This window comes from Acinetobacter sp. 1207_04 (genome assembly GCF_052850415.1).
Genome location: NZ_VXCQ01000006.1, coordinates 55,550 through 71,078 on the forward strand (window position 1 = coordinate 55,550; position 15,529 = coordinate 71,078).

The following is a 15,529-nucleotide window of genomic DNA, read 5'->3' on the forward strand; positions in this document are numbered from 1 at the left end:
TTTATTTAATTGGCTTTAATTTATTTTAAAAGTCATAAGATATTGATAACCAGTAGTTTCGACCTGGTAAATAAGTTCCAGACATACCTGAACCAATGACCATATAATCATAATAAGATGCAGGATCACCATTTGCATCTGTATAGCTACCATTTTTGGTAAAGTCTTTATCTAACAAGTTATTTACAGCACCTGTAATACGGACATTATCAGAAAGTGAGTAATTTGCACCTAAATTAAATAAGTTATACCCGTTCAGTTTATTGCCTGTTGCTTTATAAATTAATGCAGCATCACCTGAGGTTTGCTCAGTATTGTAGCGTTTACGTTCTGACTTATATTCGTGTTGCAACCAAACATCCATAGCAGGGTTGATGTGCCATGTCGATGTCATGTTAAAGGCATTTTTAGGTACATTACTTAAATATGAACCTTTATTTTCACCCTTTGTAAATTCAGATTCCATATAAGTGTATGCAGCTTTAATATCCCATTCAGGAATAATTTGATACTTTAAGCTCAGCTCAATACCTTTGGTTTCTGCTTCATCTGCATTGATGCTTTGTGAGAATGTATCTTGGGTGATGTGGGAACCATAGCTTACACAACCAGGTCTATTCGGGTTTGTAGTAAATGAACAGTTTAAAAGTTCTGGACCATCTGTAATCAGGTTGTCAATTTTATTGAAGAAGGCTGTAGTGGTGAGGTCTAAATTGCCGTTGTTGTAGTTAAAGCCCAATTCATAGTTCAATGACTCTTCAGGCTTTAAGTCTGGTGAGCCAATTTGGAAGTTTGCACCCTGACCACTGACACCAATTACACCGTCATGTAATGCTTTTGGTGAAGGCGCTTTATAACCTGTGCTGACACCACCTTTGAATGTCCAAGCATCAGACGCATTCCAAACCAAATAGCCTCGTGGACTGAATTGACCGCCGAAACCAGAGTGATCTTCATAACGTCCACCAAAAGTGAATGCTAAATTTTCACGTAAACGCCATTCATCTTCTGCATAAAAAGAGTAGGAATCTTTATCAAATTCTGCACCAATACCTGCTAAATCATCTGCAACTTTAGCTTTTTTATATTCAGCACCCACCGTTAATATATGGTTCGCAATTGGGGCAATAATATGTGTATCAGCAACTAGATCGGTATTTTTCAAATTACGATCAGAACCTGCATAAGCATTTTGTGCAAATGTACCAGTTGGAATGGTTCGGCCTTTGGTTTCGGTTTCAGTTTGACTCACATAAGTGGACCATTTACCAAAACTGTAATCACCATCATGTCCTAAAGAGTATTGTTCACGGTTAAACTCTAACTCATCTTTATAACCACGAGCACGGCTTGGCGTATCTTGAGTTCCTAGACGGTCACCATCGTTACTATAAGTTTGGCTTGATTGAAAAGCATCAACCCAAAAGCTATTTTGGTCATTGAGTTTAAAGCTTAACTTTCCACCTAGATCATAGATATCTGCTTCAGATGGACGAGGATCACGACCTGATGTACCTGGAATACGTTCTGATTTTTGGCGATCTAAGAAGCTACCACGAAGTTGTAGACCTAAAATATTATTGATAAGTGGGCCATTGAGCACAAAGCTGGTTTTCCATGAGTCAGCTTCTTCTTTGCTTTCCATGTCATTACCACTGAGTGTGACATTACCTGTCCACTCATCGGTCACTTTTTTAGTAATGATGTTGATAACACCACCCATCGCTTCTGATCCATAACGAGTCGCCATTGGACCACGAATCACTTCAATTCGTTCAATCGCCGCTAAAGGAGGTAAAAAGCCGTTTGATGATTCACCAAAACCATTAGGTGTAACATCATCAGAGGTCGTTTGACGACGACCATCAATCAAAATTAGGCTGTATTTATTATCTAAGCCACGCATTTTGATATTTAAACCAGAAGTTTTCCCAATACCGTCACGGATATCAATACCTGGAATATCTGAGAGTAGGTCTGAAATGCTGGTTGCATTTTTCTTTTCAATGTCATCCTTCGTCACAATACTAATACTGGCTGGCGCATTTTTAATATCTTGTTCAAACCCCGAAGCGGAAACAACAATCGTGTCTAATTTACGTAAAGAATCAGGTTGAGATGTGGTCTCTGCAAATGCAGATGTTGTGGTTATTCCAAGCAAGGCAATGGAAAGCGGACGAAGGTTGAACTTACTCATAAAAGAATTCCGTAATGGACGAGATAAATAAAATTTTGAAAAATAACAACATAAAATTGTAGACTAATACTAATGAGAATTTTTATCATTTTCAATTGAAATGTTATATTGTTATAAAAAAGATGACGAAGTCATTAGATATTGATAGATAAGTAAATGATGAAGTTTGAGTGCTTTAAATCTTTCGCTTTGTATATCGTTCATTGTTGTCATATAATATGACACTTTAAAAATTGCAATTACTATTTCTATATCGAGGAAGCCATGCAAGTAACTTCTGAAGCGGTTTCGGGCGTTGCCCGTCGTTTAACTGTATCTGTACCGACGAGCCGTGTGAACGAGCAATTTGAAGCTCGTTTGAAACGTAGTGCCAAAACTGTAAAGATCAACGGCTTCCGTCCAGGTAAAGTGCCTTTGAACGTTGTTCGTCGTGAATATGGCGCAAGCATCTATCAAGAAGTTGTGAACGATGTAATTCGTGACACAGTATTCGAAGCGATTCAACAAGAAAAAATCAATGCTGTAGGCATGCCAAACATTGATAAAGTTGAAAACAAAGAAGATGCTTTAGTTTTTGAAGCAACTGTTGAAGTTTATCCAGAAGTTGACGTAAAGTTTGACGGTTTAGAAGTTGAACGTAAATCAACTGAAATCAACGATAAAGATGTTGATACTATGCTTGAAAACCTACAGAAGCAACGCGCTTCTTGGGCTGAAACAAAAGGCATGGCGAAAAAAGACATGCAAGTAACTTTCGATTTCGAAGGTACACTTGATGGCGAGAAATTTGAAGGCGGTTCTGCTGAAGACTTCAAACTTGTATTAGGTTCAGGTCGTATGATCCCTGGCTTCGAAGATGGCATCATCGGTATGAAGAAAGGCGAAGAGAAAGTGATTGATGTAACTTTCCCTGAAGACTATCAAGCTGAAAACCTTGCAGGTAAAGCAGCTCAGTTCAAAATTACTGTGAAGCTTGTTGAAAAACAAAAACTTCCAGAAATTGATGCTGAATTCCTTAAAATCTTCGGTTTAACTGAAGAAGAAGGCGTAGAAAAATTAAAAGCTGACGTTCGTAAAAATATGGAACGTGAAGTGAAAAATGGTCTACGTAACCAAGTGAAGAGCGCAACTTTTGATGCACTTGTAGCTGCTAATGAAGTTGAAATTCCAGCATCTATGCTTGCTCAAGAAATTGACCGTCAACGTCAACAAATGATTCAGCAGTTCACTCAGCAGTTTGGTGCTCAAGGTGCGCAAGCATTTGACAGCAGCATGCTTCCTGATGACTTGTTCAAAGAACAAGCTGAAAAATCAGTTAAACTAGGCATTCTTGTAAGCAAATTATTGGCTGATGCTAAACTTGAAGTTGATCCAGCTCGTGTTGAAGCATATATCGATGATATGGCTTCTTCTTACGAAGATCCAACTGAAGTGATTGAATACTTTAAAAATGACAAGCAACAACGTGCGCAAATTGAAGGCGTTGTACTTGAAGATCAAGTTGTAGATCACATTCTTGCTTCTGCAAAAGTGACTGAAACACCTGTATCTTACGAAGAATTATTGAAAGAACAGCAAGCTCGCCAACAAGGCTAAGCTTCTGTAATTGAAAAAAAGGCGCTTCATGCGCCTTTTTTTATGCTGTATCAATTGTGTTAATCAACCTGAAATTAAAATGCTGATGTAAAAAATATCTAATATTTAATGGTGAATATTTTGCAATTTCAGTAATTATCCCTCATATTGTCATTATGAGTGAAGTAACAAAAATTCAGGAATAAATAAAGTATGTATGTTTCATCAATTGAAAACGCTTTAGTGCCAATGGTCGTAGAACAGTCTTCACGTGGTGAGCGTTCTTTCGACATTTTTTCACGTCTTTTACGTGAACGCGTGATTTTTTTAACAGGTGAAGTTGAAGACAATATGGCGAATTTAATTGTCGCACAAATGTTGTTTCTTGAAGCTGAAAACCCTGAAAAAGACATTCACCTTTATATTAACTCACCAGGTGGTTCCGTGACTGCAGGCATGGCGATTTACGATACTATGCAGTTTATTAAGCCCGATGTTGTGACGTATTGTATGGGTCAAGCCGCTTCAATGGGTGCTTTCCTATTGAATGCTGGTGCAAAAGGCAAACGTTATTGCTTAGAAAATGCACGTGTAATGATCCATCAACCGCTTGGTGGTTTCCGTGGTCAGGCATCTGATATTGAAATTCATGCCCGTGAAATTTTGTTCATCAAAGAGCGTTTAAACCGTTTAATGGCAGAACATAGTGGTCAAGATTTTGAAAAAGTGGCACGTGATACAGATCGTGATAATTTTATGACCGCTGAACAGGCAAAAGAATATGGTCTAGTCGACCAAGTTCTTTCAAAACGCCCGCAGCTATAAATTATTTGTAGGCGATTATTTATAAAGATTCAAAATTTGGAGTAAAAATGTCCGATCATCCTCAGGGACAAAAACATTGTTCATTTTGCGGAAAAACGCAGTCGGAAGTTGGAAAACTGATCGCAGGCGAAGACGCATACATTTGTAATGAGTGTGTCGATGTTTGCCTTGACCTCGTTCAGACTAGTCAACAAGTTGAAACAGGTGATTGGGCAAATCGTCCATTACCAAAGCCACATGAGATTCGTGCGGCGCTCGATCAATACGTGATTGGTCAAGATCTTGCGAAAAAGACATTATCTGTTGCGGTTTATAACCATTATAAACGTTTAAAAGTATCTCAAACGGGGCATAAGCCTGAAGATGGTGTTGAAATTGCAAAAAGTAATATTTTACTGATTGGGCCAACAGGTTCGGGTAAAACATTACTTGCACAAACACTTGCACGCTTGCTTGATGTGCCTTTTGCCATGGCAGATGCAACGACATTAACCGAAGCAGGTTACGTTGGTGAAGATGTTGAAAACATTGTACAAAAGCTTTTGCAAAAAGCTGATTATGATGTGGAAAAAGCTCAGAAAGGGATTATCTATATCGATGAAATCGACAAGATTACCCGTAAATCTGAGAATCCATCGATTACACGTGATGTGTCAGGTGAAGGTGTACAGCAAGCTTTGCTGAAAATGATCGAAGGTACGGTTGCTTCAATTCCACCACAAGGTGGGCGTAAGCATCCGCAACAAGAATTTATTCAAATTGATACTTCAAACATTCTGTTTATCTGTGGTGGTGCATTCTCAGGTCTTGAGCGTGTGGTACAACAGCGTCAGGAAAAAGGTGGCATTGGTTTTACAGCTGATGTGAAGAGCAAAGATGATACGAAAAAAGTCTCTGAATTGTTCAGTCAAGTTGAAGCAGCCGATTTGGTTAAATTTGGTTTAATTCCTGAATTTATTGGTCGTTTGCCTGTACTTGCAACACTTGAAGAGCTAGATGAAGAAGCGTTGATGCAAATTTTAACAGAGCCGAAAAATGCTTTAACGCGTCAATATCAGTATTTATTTGAAATGGAAAATGTTGATCTGTTGTTTGAAGATTCTGCATTACGTGCCGTTGCAAAACGTGCACTTGAGCGAAATACAGGCGCACGTGGTCTACGTTCTATTTTAGAAAATATTTTGCTTGAAACGATGTATGATTTACCAACACGTACAGATGTAGGTACGGTGGTGATTAATGAAGCTGTGATTAATGATAAAGCAGCACCGATTTATTTACCTGAACGTCAACCGAAAAAAGACAAACCGTCTGAAACCAAAGTTGATTTGAAAGTGATTGAAAGTAAGTCTGCTTAAAGGATTTCAATGCTTTAAGTTGCAATTCATCTGAAACGTGTAAAAAGCTTGGCTTTTTACACGTTTTTTTATGTTTAAAATGACATTGAAATGTTAAGCTCAATATGGAAAATAGTACTTTTAGATAACGAAAATAAAAAATACGCGGTGAGGGATAATCATGCGTTACTTAGGTTTAATGCTTTTAGTGGGTTGTGGGCTGAGTGCTTGTCAAAGCCATAAAACCGTAGAAAAGCAGCAACTACAAACAGGTCAGGTAGTTTCTACACTCGATCAAATTGATTATGAAAAAGAAGATTCTTTGGTTTCATCTAAACTCGATCAATACAAAGTTGGTAAATTTTCTGTAGGTTCTTGGGTTAATCAGGCACCAGGTCAATATTTCAAGTTGGTTAAACCACAAAATCCACAAGCTGCTGTGGTGTATTTTTATCGACCTGATAGTAAATGGAATCGGCAAGAGATTATTGCGACGAATTTCTTTTTGAATGGAAAACGTATTCCAAGCCTTATCAGTAATCATTATTATTGGGTTGAGTTAGCAGAGGGTGATTATAAGCTGAGTATGAGTCGTCCTTTGACCGTGGTTCATTTTCAAAAACCAAAATCTGCTTATTTTTCTGTCAAAGCAGGGCAACAATATTTTGTAAAATATGAAGAAGAACAGTTCCGTGGTGGACCAAATGGTGATGCGAGTCTGCTTAGAGTGGGACCGCTTATGCAGATGCCAACGCGTCAGGGTTTGAAAGAAATTGGTATGACTCAACTTAAAACGCCAGGACTCAATTTTGTCGGTGAGTTGGATAGCCAAGGGGAATTGGTTAAGGGTTCTGAAAAGATTGATAGTGGTAAATATCATGCAAGTGATGATGTACATACGACGGTACCATTTAAGCTTTGGAATCCATTGACTTGGTAAGTCGACTTATCATGAATTAGATCAGTTGCGGTGATTTTTCACGTTGAAAAACAGAGTGTATATTACGCTCTGTTTTGCATTTAAGTTTTTTGACTATTGAGCTGCTTTTTGTAAGGCTTTAATTTTCTGCTGAATATCTTTAAAGTCTGCTTCTGTTGCCTGCATATTTTTCGTAAGGCGACTGTTAATGATTTTCATTGATTCCTGTGTCGCAAGCGGTGCTTTTGCTAAAATGGATTGTCCCATAGGGCTTGAGTAAAAGTTAATTTGTGCCTGAACTTCTTCAGCACTGTATACGTCTTTATAAATTTTCTGATAAATCGGCTGCATTTGTTCCCAAGCAATACTTTTTAGACTTTGCTGATACAGTTTGTCTGATAGTTCATTGGCAACAATTTGTTCTTGAGGGGAAAGTTTTTCATACCCCACAACGGCTTGAATCGTAAGATAGGCTTGCTGATCGAGTTGGGGACGAATTTGTTGAATTGTATTTTGCATCAATTGATTTAAATTCATAACTTTAAATAACTGCTGAATTTGTTGATCGCTTGCAGGTGCTGCAAAACTAAATGGACTCATCAAAAAAATTGACCCAATTAAAAGCGGTTTTAAAAATTTCATTACAAGATGATTTTCCATGAGTATATAAGTATTTGGGTGTATTTTTAAATGCGTCATTTTTCAGCAGAATTTAAATTATTCTGTTGCTGTTAATGGCTGAATAATTGCCATTAGCTTAGTTTTAAAGGCTTCTTGGTATTCGAGTGTTGTCATGGACTGTTCTGATAATTGTGCTGTTTGAGTGTGAATTTCAGACATGACTTTGTTGGTTTTTTTATTAATAATTTGTCCCATTGGTGTGCTTAAAAAGGAAATATAGGCTTGGAGTTCTTCTTCGGTATAAGTCTTCTTAAAGGTTTCTTTAAACATTTGTATAAATTTAGGATTGTGAATAATTTGTTGATGCAGATCAGACAGTAAGGCACTGACCTGTAAAGCAGCATTCTGCGCATCAATATTCAGCGTTTTTGTCGCAGTGACCTGTTTAATCAGATCTTCAGCCTGTTGATCAAAATAGGGTTGCATGTCATGGGCAGATTGATCAAGTAACGTATTAAGCTCCGACAGTTGAATTAATTTGGTGACACTCTCTTCAGTTGCGGGAGAGGCGTAACATGCCATATTAAAACCACTAAAAGTCATCAAAAGTAAAACAGGTAAATATTGGAAGGAATACATTTTTATTCTCATTATTGTAAAAATAAAAAAAGCACTCTAATCATAGAGTGCTTTTTCATCAGAATTCAAGTTGAATCTGAAAATAATTAGAGATTATTTTGCAGCAGCATCAACTACATCAATCTTACCAATTTTCGCTTGCCAAATTTTTGGTGCAGTGGCATGAACAGAAGTACCATTCACATCAACAGCGACAGAAACAGGCATATCTTCAACTACAAATTTGTAGATGGCTTCCATCCCTAAGTCTGCAAAGGCAACAACTTCTGCTTGGCGAACAGCTTTAGATACAAGGTAAGCCGCGCCACCTACAGCCATTAAGTAAGTCGATTTGTTGTCTTTAATCGCTTCAATTGCTGTTGGACCACGTTCAGCTTTACCAATCATGCCGAACATACCTGTTGCTTCAAGCACTTGGCGTGTGAATTTATCCATACGTGTTGCAGTTGTAGGGCCTGCAGGACCAACCACTTCATCATTAATTGGATCAACTGGACCCACGTAGTAAATAAATTTACCTTTAAGATCTACAGGAAGTTCTTCGCCATTGTCGAGCATTTCACACATGCGTTTATGCGCAGCATCACGACCTGTATAAATTGTACCGTTTAAAAGTAAAGTATCACCAGGCTGCCATGAATTCATTTCTTCTTGCGTGATGTTATCTAAATCAACACGTTTAGAAGATGAAGAATCCCAAGTTACTTCTGGGTAATCAGATAATTTAGGTGCTTGAATGTGCGCAATGCCAGAACCATCTAATGTGAAGTGTGCATGACGAGTTGCCGCACAGTTTGGAATCATACCAACAGGTTTACCCGCAGCATGACATGGGTAATCTTTGATTTTAATATCAAGAACAGTCGTTAAACCACCAAGACCTTGAGCACCAATACCAAGAGCATTCACTTTTTCGAAGATTTCCATACGGAGTTCTTCAATTTTGTTTTCAGGTCCACGACGAAGAAGTTCGTCCATGTTAATTTCTTCCATGAGCGATTCTTTTGCAAGCATCATGGCTTTTTCAGCAGTACCACCAATCCCGATACCAAGCATACCTGGTGGACACCAACCTGCACCCATTGTTGGAACAGTTTTGAGTACCCAATCTACGATTGAATCAGAAGGGTTTAACATGGCAAGTTTAGATTTATTTTCTGAACCACCACCCTTAGCCGCAACAGTAATATCGACCTTATTACCTGGAACGAGTTTATAGTGAATTACAGCAGGGGTGTTATCTTTGGTATTTTTACGACCAAAAGCAGGATCAGCTAAAACAGATGCACGAAGTACGTTAGAGTTTTCTAAATAACCTTGGCGTACACCTTCGTTAATTGCATCATCTAGGCTTAAGGTTAAATCAAATTTAACGTCTAAGCCCACATCAACAAATACGTTGACAATACCGGTATCTTGGCAGATTGGACGATGTCCTTCTGCACACATACGAGAGTTAATTAAGATTTGTGCAATCGCATCTTTGGCAGCTTTGTTTTCTTCACGGTCATACGCACGACTCATTGCTTGAATAAAGTCTTGTGGATGGTAGTAAGAAATAAATTGAAGCGCATCCTTAACTGATGTGATCAAGTCATCTTGCTTGATAATAGTAGTCATACAAATATCTCTTGAGCGGGCTGATAGCTAGCGGGCTAAATTATAAGATAAAATGCAATTGTTTTGGGGCTTTTGAGTGAGCTTTGGGCGAAAGTTTAATGGTTTGTTGAATGAGTTTTGTCTGCGATGGGTTTTTATATTGACATCTGAATTGTGACAATATGACTGTAATATTTTATGAAAATGATATGGAATTATGGCATAAACCACATATTTTTATTATAAATTATTGAAAATAAATGATATTGTGTTTTTTTGGATATTTTACTATTGTCATAAATTTGTCATATAACTTTCACATAATAGTTTCATCAAAAATTGAGATGTGAAATATGACAATTTCAAGCATCCTAATGGTTGTAGGCTTTAGTGTTTATATTGCTGCAACTTGGATCTACGGTCAGAAAGAAGATCAAGCCTAACGCTTTATCTTCTTTTTTTATGTCTGATAGTTTTGCATATTTCTCTAATATTAAAAAACCACCTAATTTTTCAATTAGATGGTTTTTCTCAAAAACTAAAGCGTTTAAATCGTAGATTTACGCTTCTTGTTGCTCAGACTGAATCGCAGTTAAAGCGATGGTAAAGACAATATCATCGACTAAAGCACCACGAGATAGATCATTTACAGGTTTATTTAAACCTTGTAACATAGGTCCAACACTCACGACATTGGCAGAACGCTGAACGGCTTTATAAGTGGTATTGCCTGTATTTAAATCAGGGAAAATGAACACGTTCGCACGACCCGCAACTTGAGAATCAGGTGCTTTAGAGCGTCCAACACTTTCAACGGACGCTGCATCGTATTGAAGTGGGCCATCAATGAGTAAATCAGGGCGACGTTGTTTTGCAATTTCAGTGGCTTTGGCAACTTTCTCAACATCTGCACCTGTACCTGATGTACCCGTCGAGTAAGAAATCATTGCAATACGAGGGTCTATCCCAAAAGCTTTAGCAGAATCTGCAGATTGAATTGCAATTTCAGCCAATTGTTCAGCATCTGGATCTGGATTGATAGCACAATCTGCATAGACCAAGACTTCATCTGGCAACAACATAAAAAATAATGATGATACGAGTGAATAATTCGGTGCAGTCTTAATCAGTTGGAATGCTGGACGAACCGTATTTGCAGTGGTATGAACTGCACCTGAAACCAAGCCATCGACCTGATTGAGGGCCAACATCATTGTGCCAAGTACAACGGTATCTTGTAGTTGTTCACGTGCTTGAGCTTCGTCTAACTTACCTTTACGCATCTCGACCATTTGTGCAACGTAGTTTTCACGAATTAGATCAGGATCAATAATTTCTAAATCAAATGGAAGCTCGATATTACGGGCTTTAGCAATTTCAAGTACAGCTTCAGGTTTTGCAAGCAATACACATTGTGCAATACCACGAGATTGGCAAATCGCTGCCGCTTGAATGGTGCGTGGCTCATCACCTTCAGGTAAAACAACCCGTTTTTTAGCCGCAATCGATTTTTGTACCAATTCATGGCGGAATGCAGAAGGAGATAAGCGCGGTTTATAATCGCCATTCAAAACTTGAATCAACCATTCTTGGTTAATGTGGCTTGATACAAAACGGGTCACTTGATCAGCACGTTCAGTATCATCAACAGGAATTTCATTACTGAGATTTGCAAGTTGCTCTGCTGTGGCAAAAGTACTGAGTGGTGTATGTAAAATTGGCAGACCATTTTTAATTGCAGACTGGCAGAAATCTAAAACTTGAGTATTTGGTGCATGATGTTCAGTCAATACTAAACCAGCAAGTGGAACGCCATTATTGGTGGCTTGGCTACTTGCGAGTAATACATCAATGCGGTCAGATGCACTGATAATCAGCTCGCCTGCAATAAATTTGTGTAGCTCATGTTCAATGTTCGATGCAATTAAACTGCTGTGTAAAACTCGGCGTTGTTTTGCTTTACCTTCATTGATCCAAGTGGCTTGTAATTGGGCTGCCAAATCAGAGAGACGTGGGACACTGAGCGTATCGCTAAAAGGAACTAAGCCAATGACGGGTAATTGCTCTGAACCGAGTTGTGGGCAAGTTTTTTGCAATTCAGCAGTAAATTTTACCGTGTCACTAATCAGTCTTAAATTCGGATCAATCGTTACAGGAATTTGTGCTGAATCTTCAGGTAGACCACGGGTACGCATGAAGAGTACGCCAACATTTCGTGCAGCAGATGAACCGCCAAAGTTACGTACTTGTGATTCAACTTTTTCAGCTGTGTGTGCAGGGCGATTAATATCAGCATTGCTGACAAAAATCACTTTTGCATCGAGGGCTTGCGCAAGTGATACATTTAAATCACTTGCAAATGTATCACGCGCTGTTGGCACTAAGCCTTCAACAATAATAATGTCATGTGCTTTAGCAATTTGACGATGTAGGCTGACGGCTTCTTCAAGTAACTCATCAACTTCATTGGTATTCAATGCTTGAGTGATTTTACTGTAAGCAATAGGCTCTACAGTTTTAGCATTTGAAATATGACGATAAAGTGCAGTAGTACGATCGGGTTGTGTATTTGCTTCTTGTGAAAAAGGTTTTAAAAAACCTGCTTTAACACCTTGGCACTCAAGGGCATAAACTAAACCTAAACATGCCGATGTAAGACCCACACCTTCGCCAGTAGGAACCAATAAAATTGTTTTCATAAGCTGCTCTTAAAACGGAAAAGCTAAAATTAAAATAATCAATAAATCAAAAGGTAATACAGCATAAGGCAAAGCGACTGTTAAACAGTCGCTGCTCCAGATTCAGACTTTTTTATTGCCTGTTGTACCTCATGGTTAACAACATGCTCAGTTTCTTTTGCAATACGACCTTCTTCATCCGTTGGCACAACCCAAATTTGTGGACCTGTTCCTGTATCAATACGACCTTCAGTACCACGTTTTAAACCATCATTGTTTTCTTTGCTGAGGTTAAAACCAAAGTGTGGTAGGTAAGACATTGTTTTTTCACGAATATATGCTGAATTTTCACCAATGCCACCAGTAAAGAATAAGCCATCAATACGTGGTAAGCCACAACTAAGTGCTGCTAATGATTTTGCGAGGCGGTAGCAAAACACTTCAATCGCAAGGCTCGCATCTTCATTGCCTTGTTCAGAAGCTTCAATCAATGTACGCATGTCATTCGATAAATCAGAAAGACCTAACAACCCCGATTGGCTGTTGAGCATTTTATCAATTTTATAAATATCCCAACCCAAATTACTTGCAAGGAAGCTGTGAATACTTGGATCGACATCACCACTACGTGTACCCATCACTACGCCTTCAAGCGGTGTAAGACCCATAGAAGTATCAACACTTTGACCATTCCAAATGGCACAAGTCGAGCTACCATTACCTAAATGTGCTGTTAACCAACCACCTTGCTTGAAGCTACCTGCAAGCTCTGAACCGCGTTCAGATACATAAGCATGGCTTGTTCCATGAAAACCATAACGACGTACATTATGTTGTGTATATAAGAACTTTGGTAATGCATAACGGTAAGCATGCGATGGCATAGTTTGATGAAATGCGGTATCAAACACAGCCACTTGTGGTAACTCTGGGAATAGACGCATAGTTGCATCAATACCAACTAAGTGGGCAGGATTGTGAAGTGGTGCCAGTGGCGTTGCTTCACGAATACGTTCTACAATTTCAGGTGTCAATAATTCTGCCTTGGTCAATGTACCTCCGTGTACAACACGATGACCAATGGCTTGTGGTTTATATTGAGCAAGACGAGAAAGGATGGTTTCCAAGGCTTTTTCGTGGTCAGCATGTGGAATAGACAATTCCAACGGCTGATTCCCAGCAGTCACTCCTTTAATACGCGCCTCAGCAGAACCTAAGTTTTCTGCAAGTCCAAAAATACGATCTTCACGACGCTCTGAAACAAGCGCATATTTGATTGAAGAAGAACCGCAGTTAATTACTAATACTGATGTAGACACGTTTTATTACCCGAAATTGTAATTTGAAGTAGTCATCTTGTTGATCCATTGCTCTTTTTATTGATGCAATCTAGATCGTGTTTATGTTGTACCATGCGTTGTTTTTATAGCCTAGATAGACTTTAGGTGATTAGACTTAAGCATTATCGACTGCTGAATTATTAATACTTAAAATTTATCAGTTAATTGTTTAAAATTATCAATACTTTAACATTTAAAAATGATAAGCATTTACTTTCTTGTAGGGTTTTAGTGAAAACCCAATACCTAAACGAATTAAATATTGGGTAACTTTTAATTATATTTCAATGCTTAGCGGTTTATTGACGAATTTGTCCATCACCTAAAACGATCCACTTTTGTGACGTTAAACCTTCGAGTCCAACAGGTCCACGCGCATGAATTTTGTCTGTTGAAATACCAATTTCAGCACCTAAACCATATTCAAAACCGTCAGCAAAGCGAGTAGATGCATTGACCATAACAGAGCTTGAATCGACACGAGTCAAAAACTGACGTGCAAGGCTAAAGTTCTCAGTGATAATCGAGTCAGTATGGTGTGACCCATATTTGTTGATGTGCTGAATTGCTTCTTCTATGCCTGAAACAACTTTTACCGCAAGAATTGGTCCAAGATATTCTTCGTACCAATCTTCTTCACTCGCAGGTTTAACTGCAGCTCCTAAGATTTTTTGTACATCACGGCAACCACGGAGTTCCACTTGCTTTTCTGCATACAGTTCAGCAATGCGTGGTAAAAATTCCTCGGCAATTTTTTCGTCGACAAGGAGTGTTTCCATTGCATTACATACACCGTAACGATGTGTTTTAGCATTCAAAGCAATCGGTAGTGCTTTTTGCAAATCGGCTTGAGCTTCAACATAAACGTGACAGTTGCCATCTAAATGCTTAATTACAGGAATGGTTGCTTCATTGGTAATACGTTCAATCAGTCCTTTACCACCACGAGGCACAATCACATCCACATATTCAGACAATGTGATGAGTTGACCTACGGCAGCACGGTCAGGTGTATTAATCACTTGTACGCAGTTTTCAGGTAAACCTGAAACTTTTAATCCGTGTTGAATTGCAGTAGCAATTGCTTGGTTTGAATTTAAAGCTTCAGAACCACCACGTAAAATAATCGCATTGGCAGATTTGAGCGCAAGTGATGCCGCCTCAAGCGTGACGTTTGGACGTGATTCATAAATCATGCCAACAACACCTAAAGGAACGCGCATTTTACCAATTTGAATACCGCTTGGGCGGTAAGCCAAATCTGTAATTTCACCAATTGGATCAATCAGGCTAATCACATCTTTTAAGCCTTGTAGCATATCTTTAAAACGTTTGGGGTTCAGTTCAAGGCGATCAAGTAAGGCACTATCCAAGTTGTTTGTAAGCGCTTTTTCCATGTCTATTTTGTTGGCAGCGAGAATTTGCGGTTCATTCGCTTCCAAAGCAGTATAAATGGCAGATAATGCGTTATTTTTTACAAGTGTAGTTGCAGCAGCCAGCACACTTGCTGCCTGACGGGCTTGTTGACCTACAGTTTGCATATACTGTTCAATTGAATCTTGCATAGCCTTATATTTGATCGCTGAAAATATCTCTTTGATAGTAGCAGTGCGACTATAAACAATCTATGCCTATTCGGGAAGAAATGCGGAGTGGGTCAAATTTTGTAACGCTTTTTTTGCCAATATGACCGTTTTAATTGGATGAGCGGTCAATATAGTGATTGCTAAGAAATCTGACATCTGTATAGAATGAAAGCATATAGGATATTGATGACATATAAATTTTCGATATTTTTT

General features: G+C 38.6%; 11 protein-coding genes. 4 read left to right on the plus strand and 7 right to left on the minus strand.

Features of this window, described 5'->3' with window-relative positions:
- Nucleotides 1-25 precede the first annotated feature (25 nt).
- Nucleotides 26-2,197 carry a TonB-dependent receptor domain-containing protein gene (locus FW754_RS06905; RefSeq protein WP_446324196.1) on the minus strand — a complete coding sequence of 724 codons (2,172 nt, stop codon included), beginning with the start codon at nucleotides 2,195-2,197 and terminating at the stop codon, nucleotides 26-28.
- Nucleotides 2,198-2,461: 264 nt separating this feature from the next.
- Here FW754_RS06905 and tig point away from each other — a divergent pair, with 264 nt between their 5' ends.
- The 4 genes from tig (at nucleotide 2,462) to FW754_RS06925 (ending at nucleotide 6,874) form a co-directional block, all read left to right on the plus strand.
- Nucleotides 2,462-3,793, plus strand: coding sequence for a trigger factor (gene tig / locus FW754_RS06910; protein WP_409510271.1), 1,332 nt, complete (start codon nucleotides 2,462-2,464; stop codon nucleotides 3,791-3,793).
- A gap of 192 nt (nucleotides 3,794-3,985) precedes the next feature.
- Complete coding sequence (clpP, locus tag FW754_RS06915; RefSeq protein ID WP_409510272.1) at nucleotides 3,986-4,597, plus strand: ATP-dependent Clp endopeptidase proteolytic subunit ClpP; 612 nt, start codon at nucleotides 3,986-3,988, stop codon at nucleotides 4,595-4,597.
- A 47-nt stretch (nucleotides 4,598-4,644) separates the two neighbouring features.
- Entirely contained in the window at nucleotides 4,645-5,955 is a 1,311-nt protein-coding gene (clpX, locus tag FW754_RS06920) for an ATP-dependent Clp protease ATP-binding subunit ClpX (protein ID WP_409510273.1), read from the plus strand.
- 160 nt (nucleotides 5,956-6,115) lie between these two features.
- On the plus strand, nucleotides 6,116-6,874 hold the full coding sequence (locus FW754_RS06925; protein WP_409510274.1) for a DUF2846 domain-containing protein: 759 nt from the start codon (nucleotides 6,116-6,118) through the stop codon (nucleotides 6,872-6,874).
- A gap of 93 nt (nucleotides 6,875-6,967) precedes the next feature.
- On the opposite strand, the gene FW754_RS06930 is transcribed toward FW754_RS06925, so the two are convergent.
- The 6 genes from FW754_RS06930 to FW754_RS06955 all read right to left on the minus strand — a co-directional run bounded on the left by FW754_RS06930 (nucleotide 6,968) and on the right by FW754_RS06955 (nucleotide 15,295).
- On the minus strand, nucleotides 6,968-7,453 hold the full coding sequence (locus tag FW754_RS06930; protein ID WP_419346108.1) for a DUF2059 domain-containing protein: 486 nt from the start codon (nucleotides 7,451-7,453) through the stop codon (nucleotides 6,968-6,970).
- Nucleotides 7,454-7,570: 117 nt separating this feature from the next.
- A complete protein-coding gene (locus FW754_RS06935) occupies nucleotides 7,571-8,113 on the minus strand; it encodes a DUF2059 domain-containing protein (protein ID WP_446324197.1) in 543 nt (180 codons plus the stop codon).
- Between the two features lie 93 nt (nucleotides 8,114-8,206).
- A complete protein-coding gene (locus tag FW754_RS06940; protein WP_419346106.1) occupies nucleotides 8,207-9,733 on the minus strand; it encodes a fumarate hydratase in 1,527 nt (508 codons plus the stop codon).
- A 539-nt stretch (nucleotides 9,734-10,272) separates the two neighbouring features.
- A complete protein-coding gene (gene pta, locus FW754_RS06945; RefSeq protein ID WP_409510278.1) occupies nucleotides 10,273-12,411 on the minus strand; it encodes a phosphate acetyltransferase in 2,139 nt (712 codons plus the stop codon).
- An 80-nt stretch (nucleotides 12,412-12,491) separates the two neighbouring features.
- Nucleotides 12,492-13,709: an acetate/propionate family kinase gene (locus tag FW754_RS06950; RefSeq protein WP_409510279.1), complete on the minus strand. Its 1,218-nt coding sequence runs from the start codon at nucleotides 13,707-13,709 to the stop codon at nucleotides 12,492-12,494.
- Between the two features lie 320 nt (nucleotides 13,710-14,029).
- On the minus strand, nucleotides 14,030-15,295 hold the full coding sequence (locus tag FW754_RS06955; RefSeq protein WP_409510280.1) for a glutamate-5-semialdehyde dehydrogenase: 1,266 nt from the start codon (nucleotides 15,293-15,295) through the stop codon (nucleotides 14,030-14,032).
- Nucleotides 15,296-15,529 lie beyond the last annotated feature (234 nt).

What these genes read in the sequence shown, in the direction of transcription:
- FW754_RS06905 (WP_446324196.1), bottom strand. Translation starts at nt 2,197, where the DNA reads ATGAGTAAGTTCAACCTTCGTCCGCTTTCCATTGCCTTGCTTGGAATA.
- tig (WP_409510271.1), top strand. Translation starts at nt 2,462, where the DNA reads ATGCAAGTAACTTCTGAAGCGGTTTCGGGCGTTGCCCGTCGTTTAACT.
- clpP (WP_409510272.1), top strand. Translation starts at nt 3,986, where the DNA reads ATGTATGTTTCATCAATTGAAAACGCTTTAGTGCCAATGGTCGTAGAA.
- clpX (WP_409510273.1), top strand. Translation starts at nt 4,645, where the DNA reads ATGTCCGATCATCCTCAGGGACAAAAACATTGTTCATTTTGCGGAAAA.
- FW754_RS06925 (WP_409510274.1), top strand. Translation starts at nt 6,116, where the DNA reads ATGCGTTACTTAGGTTTAATGCTTTTAGTGGGTTGTGGGCTGAGTGCT.
- FW754_RS06930 (WP_419346108.1), bottom strand. Translation starts at nt 7,453, where the DNA reads ATGAGTCCATTTAGTTTTGCAGCACCTGCAAGCGATCAACAAATTCAG.
- FW754_RS06935 (WP_446324197.1), bottom strand. Translation starts at nt 8,113, where the DNA reads ATGTATTCCTTCCAATATTTACCTGTTTTACTTTTGATGACTTTTAGT.
- FW754_RS06940 (WP_419346106.1), bottom strand. Translation starts at nt 9,733, where the DNA reads ATGACTACTATTATCAAGCAAGATGACTTGATCACATCAGTTAAGGAT.
- pta (WP_409510278.1), bottom strand. Translation starts at nt 12,411, where the DNA reads ATGAAAACAATTTTATTGGTTCCTACTGGCGAAGGTGTGGGTCTTACA.
- FW754_RS06955 (WP_409510280.1), bottom strand. Translation starts at nt 15,295, where the DNA reads ATGCAAGATTCAATTGAACAGTATATGCAAACTGTAGGTCAACAAGCC.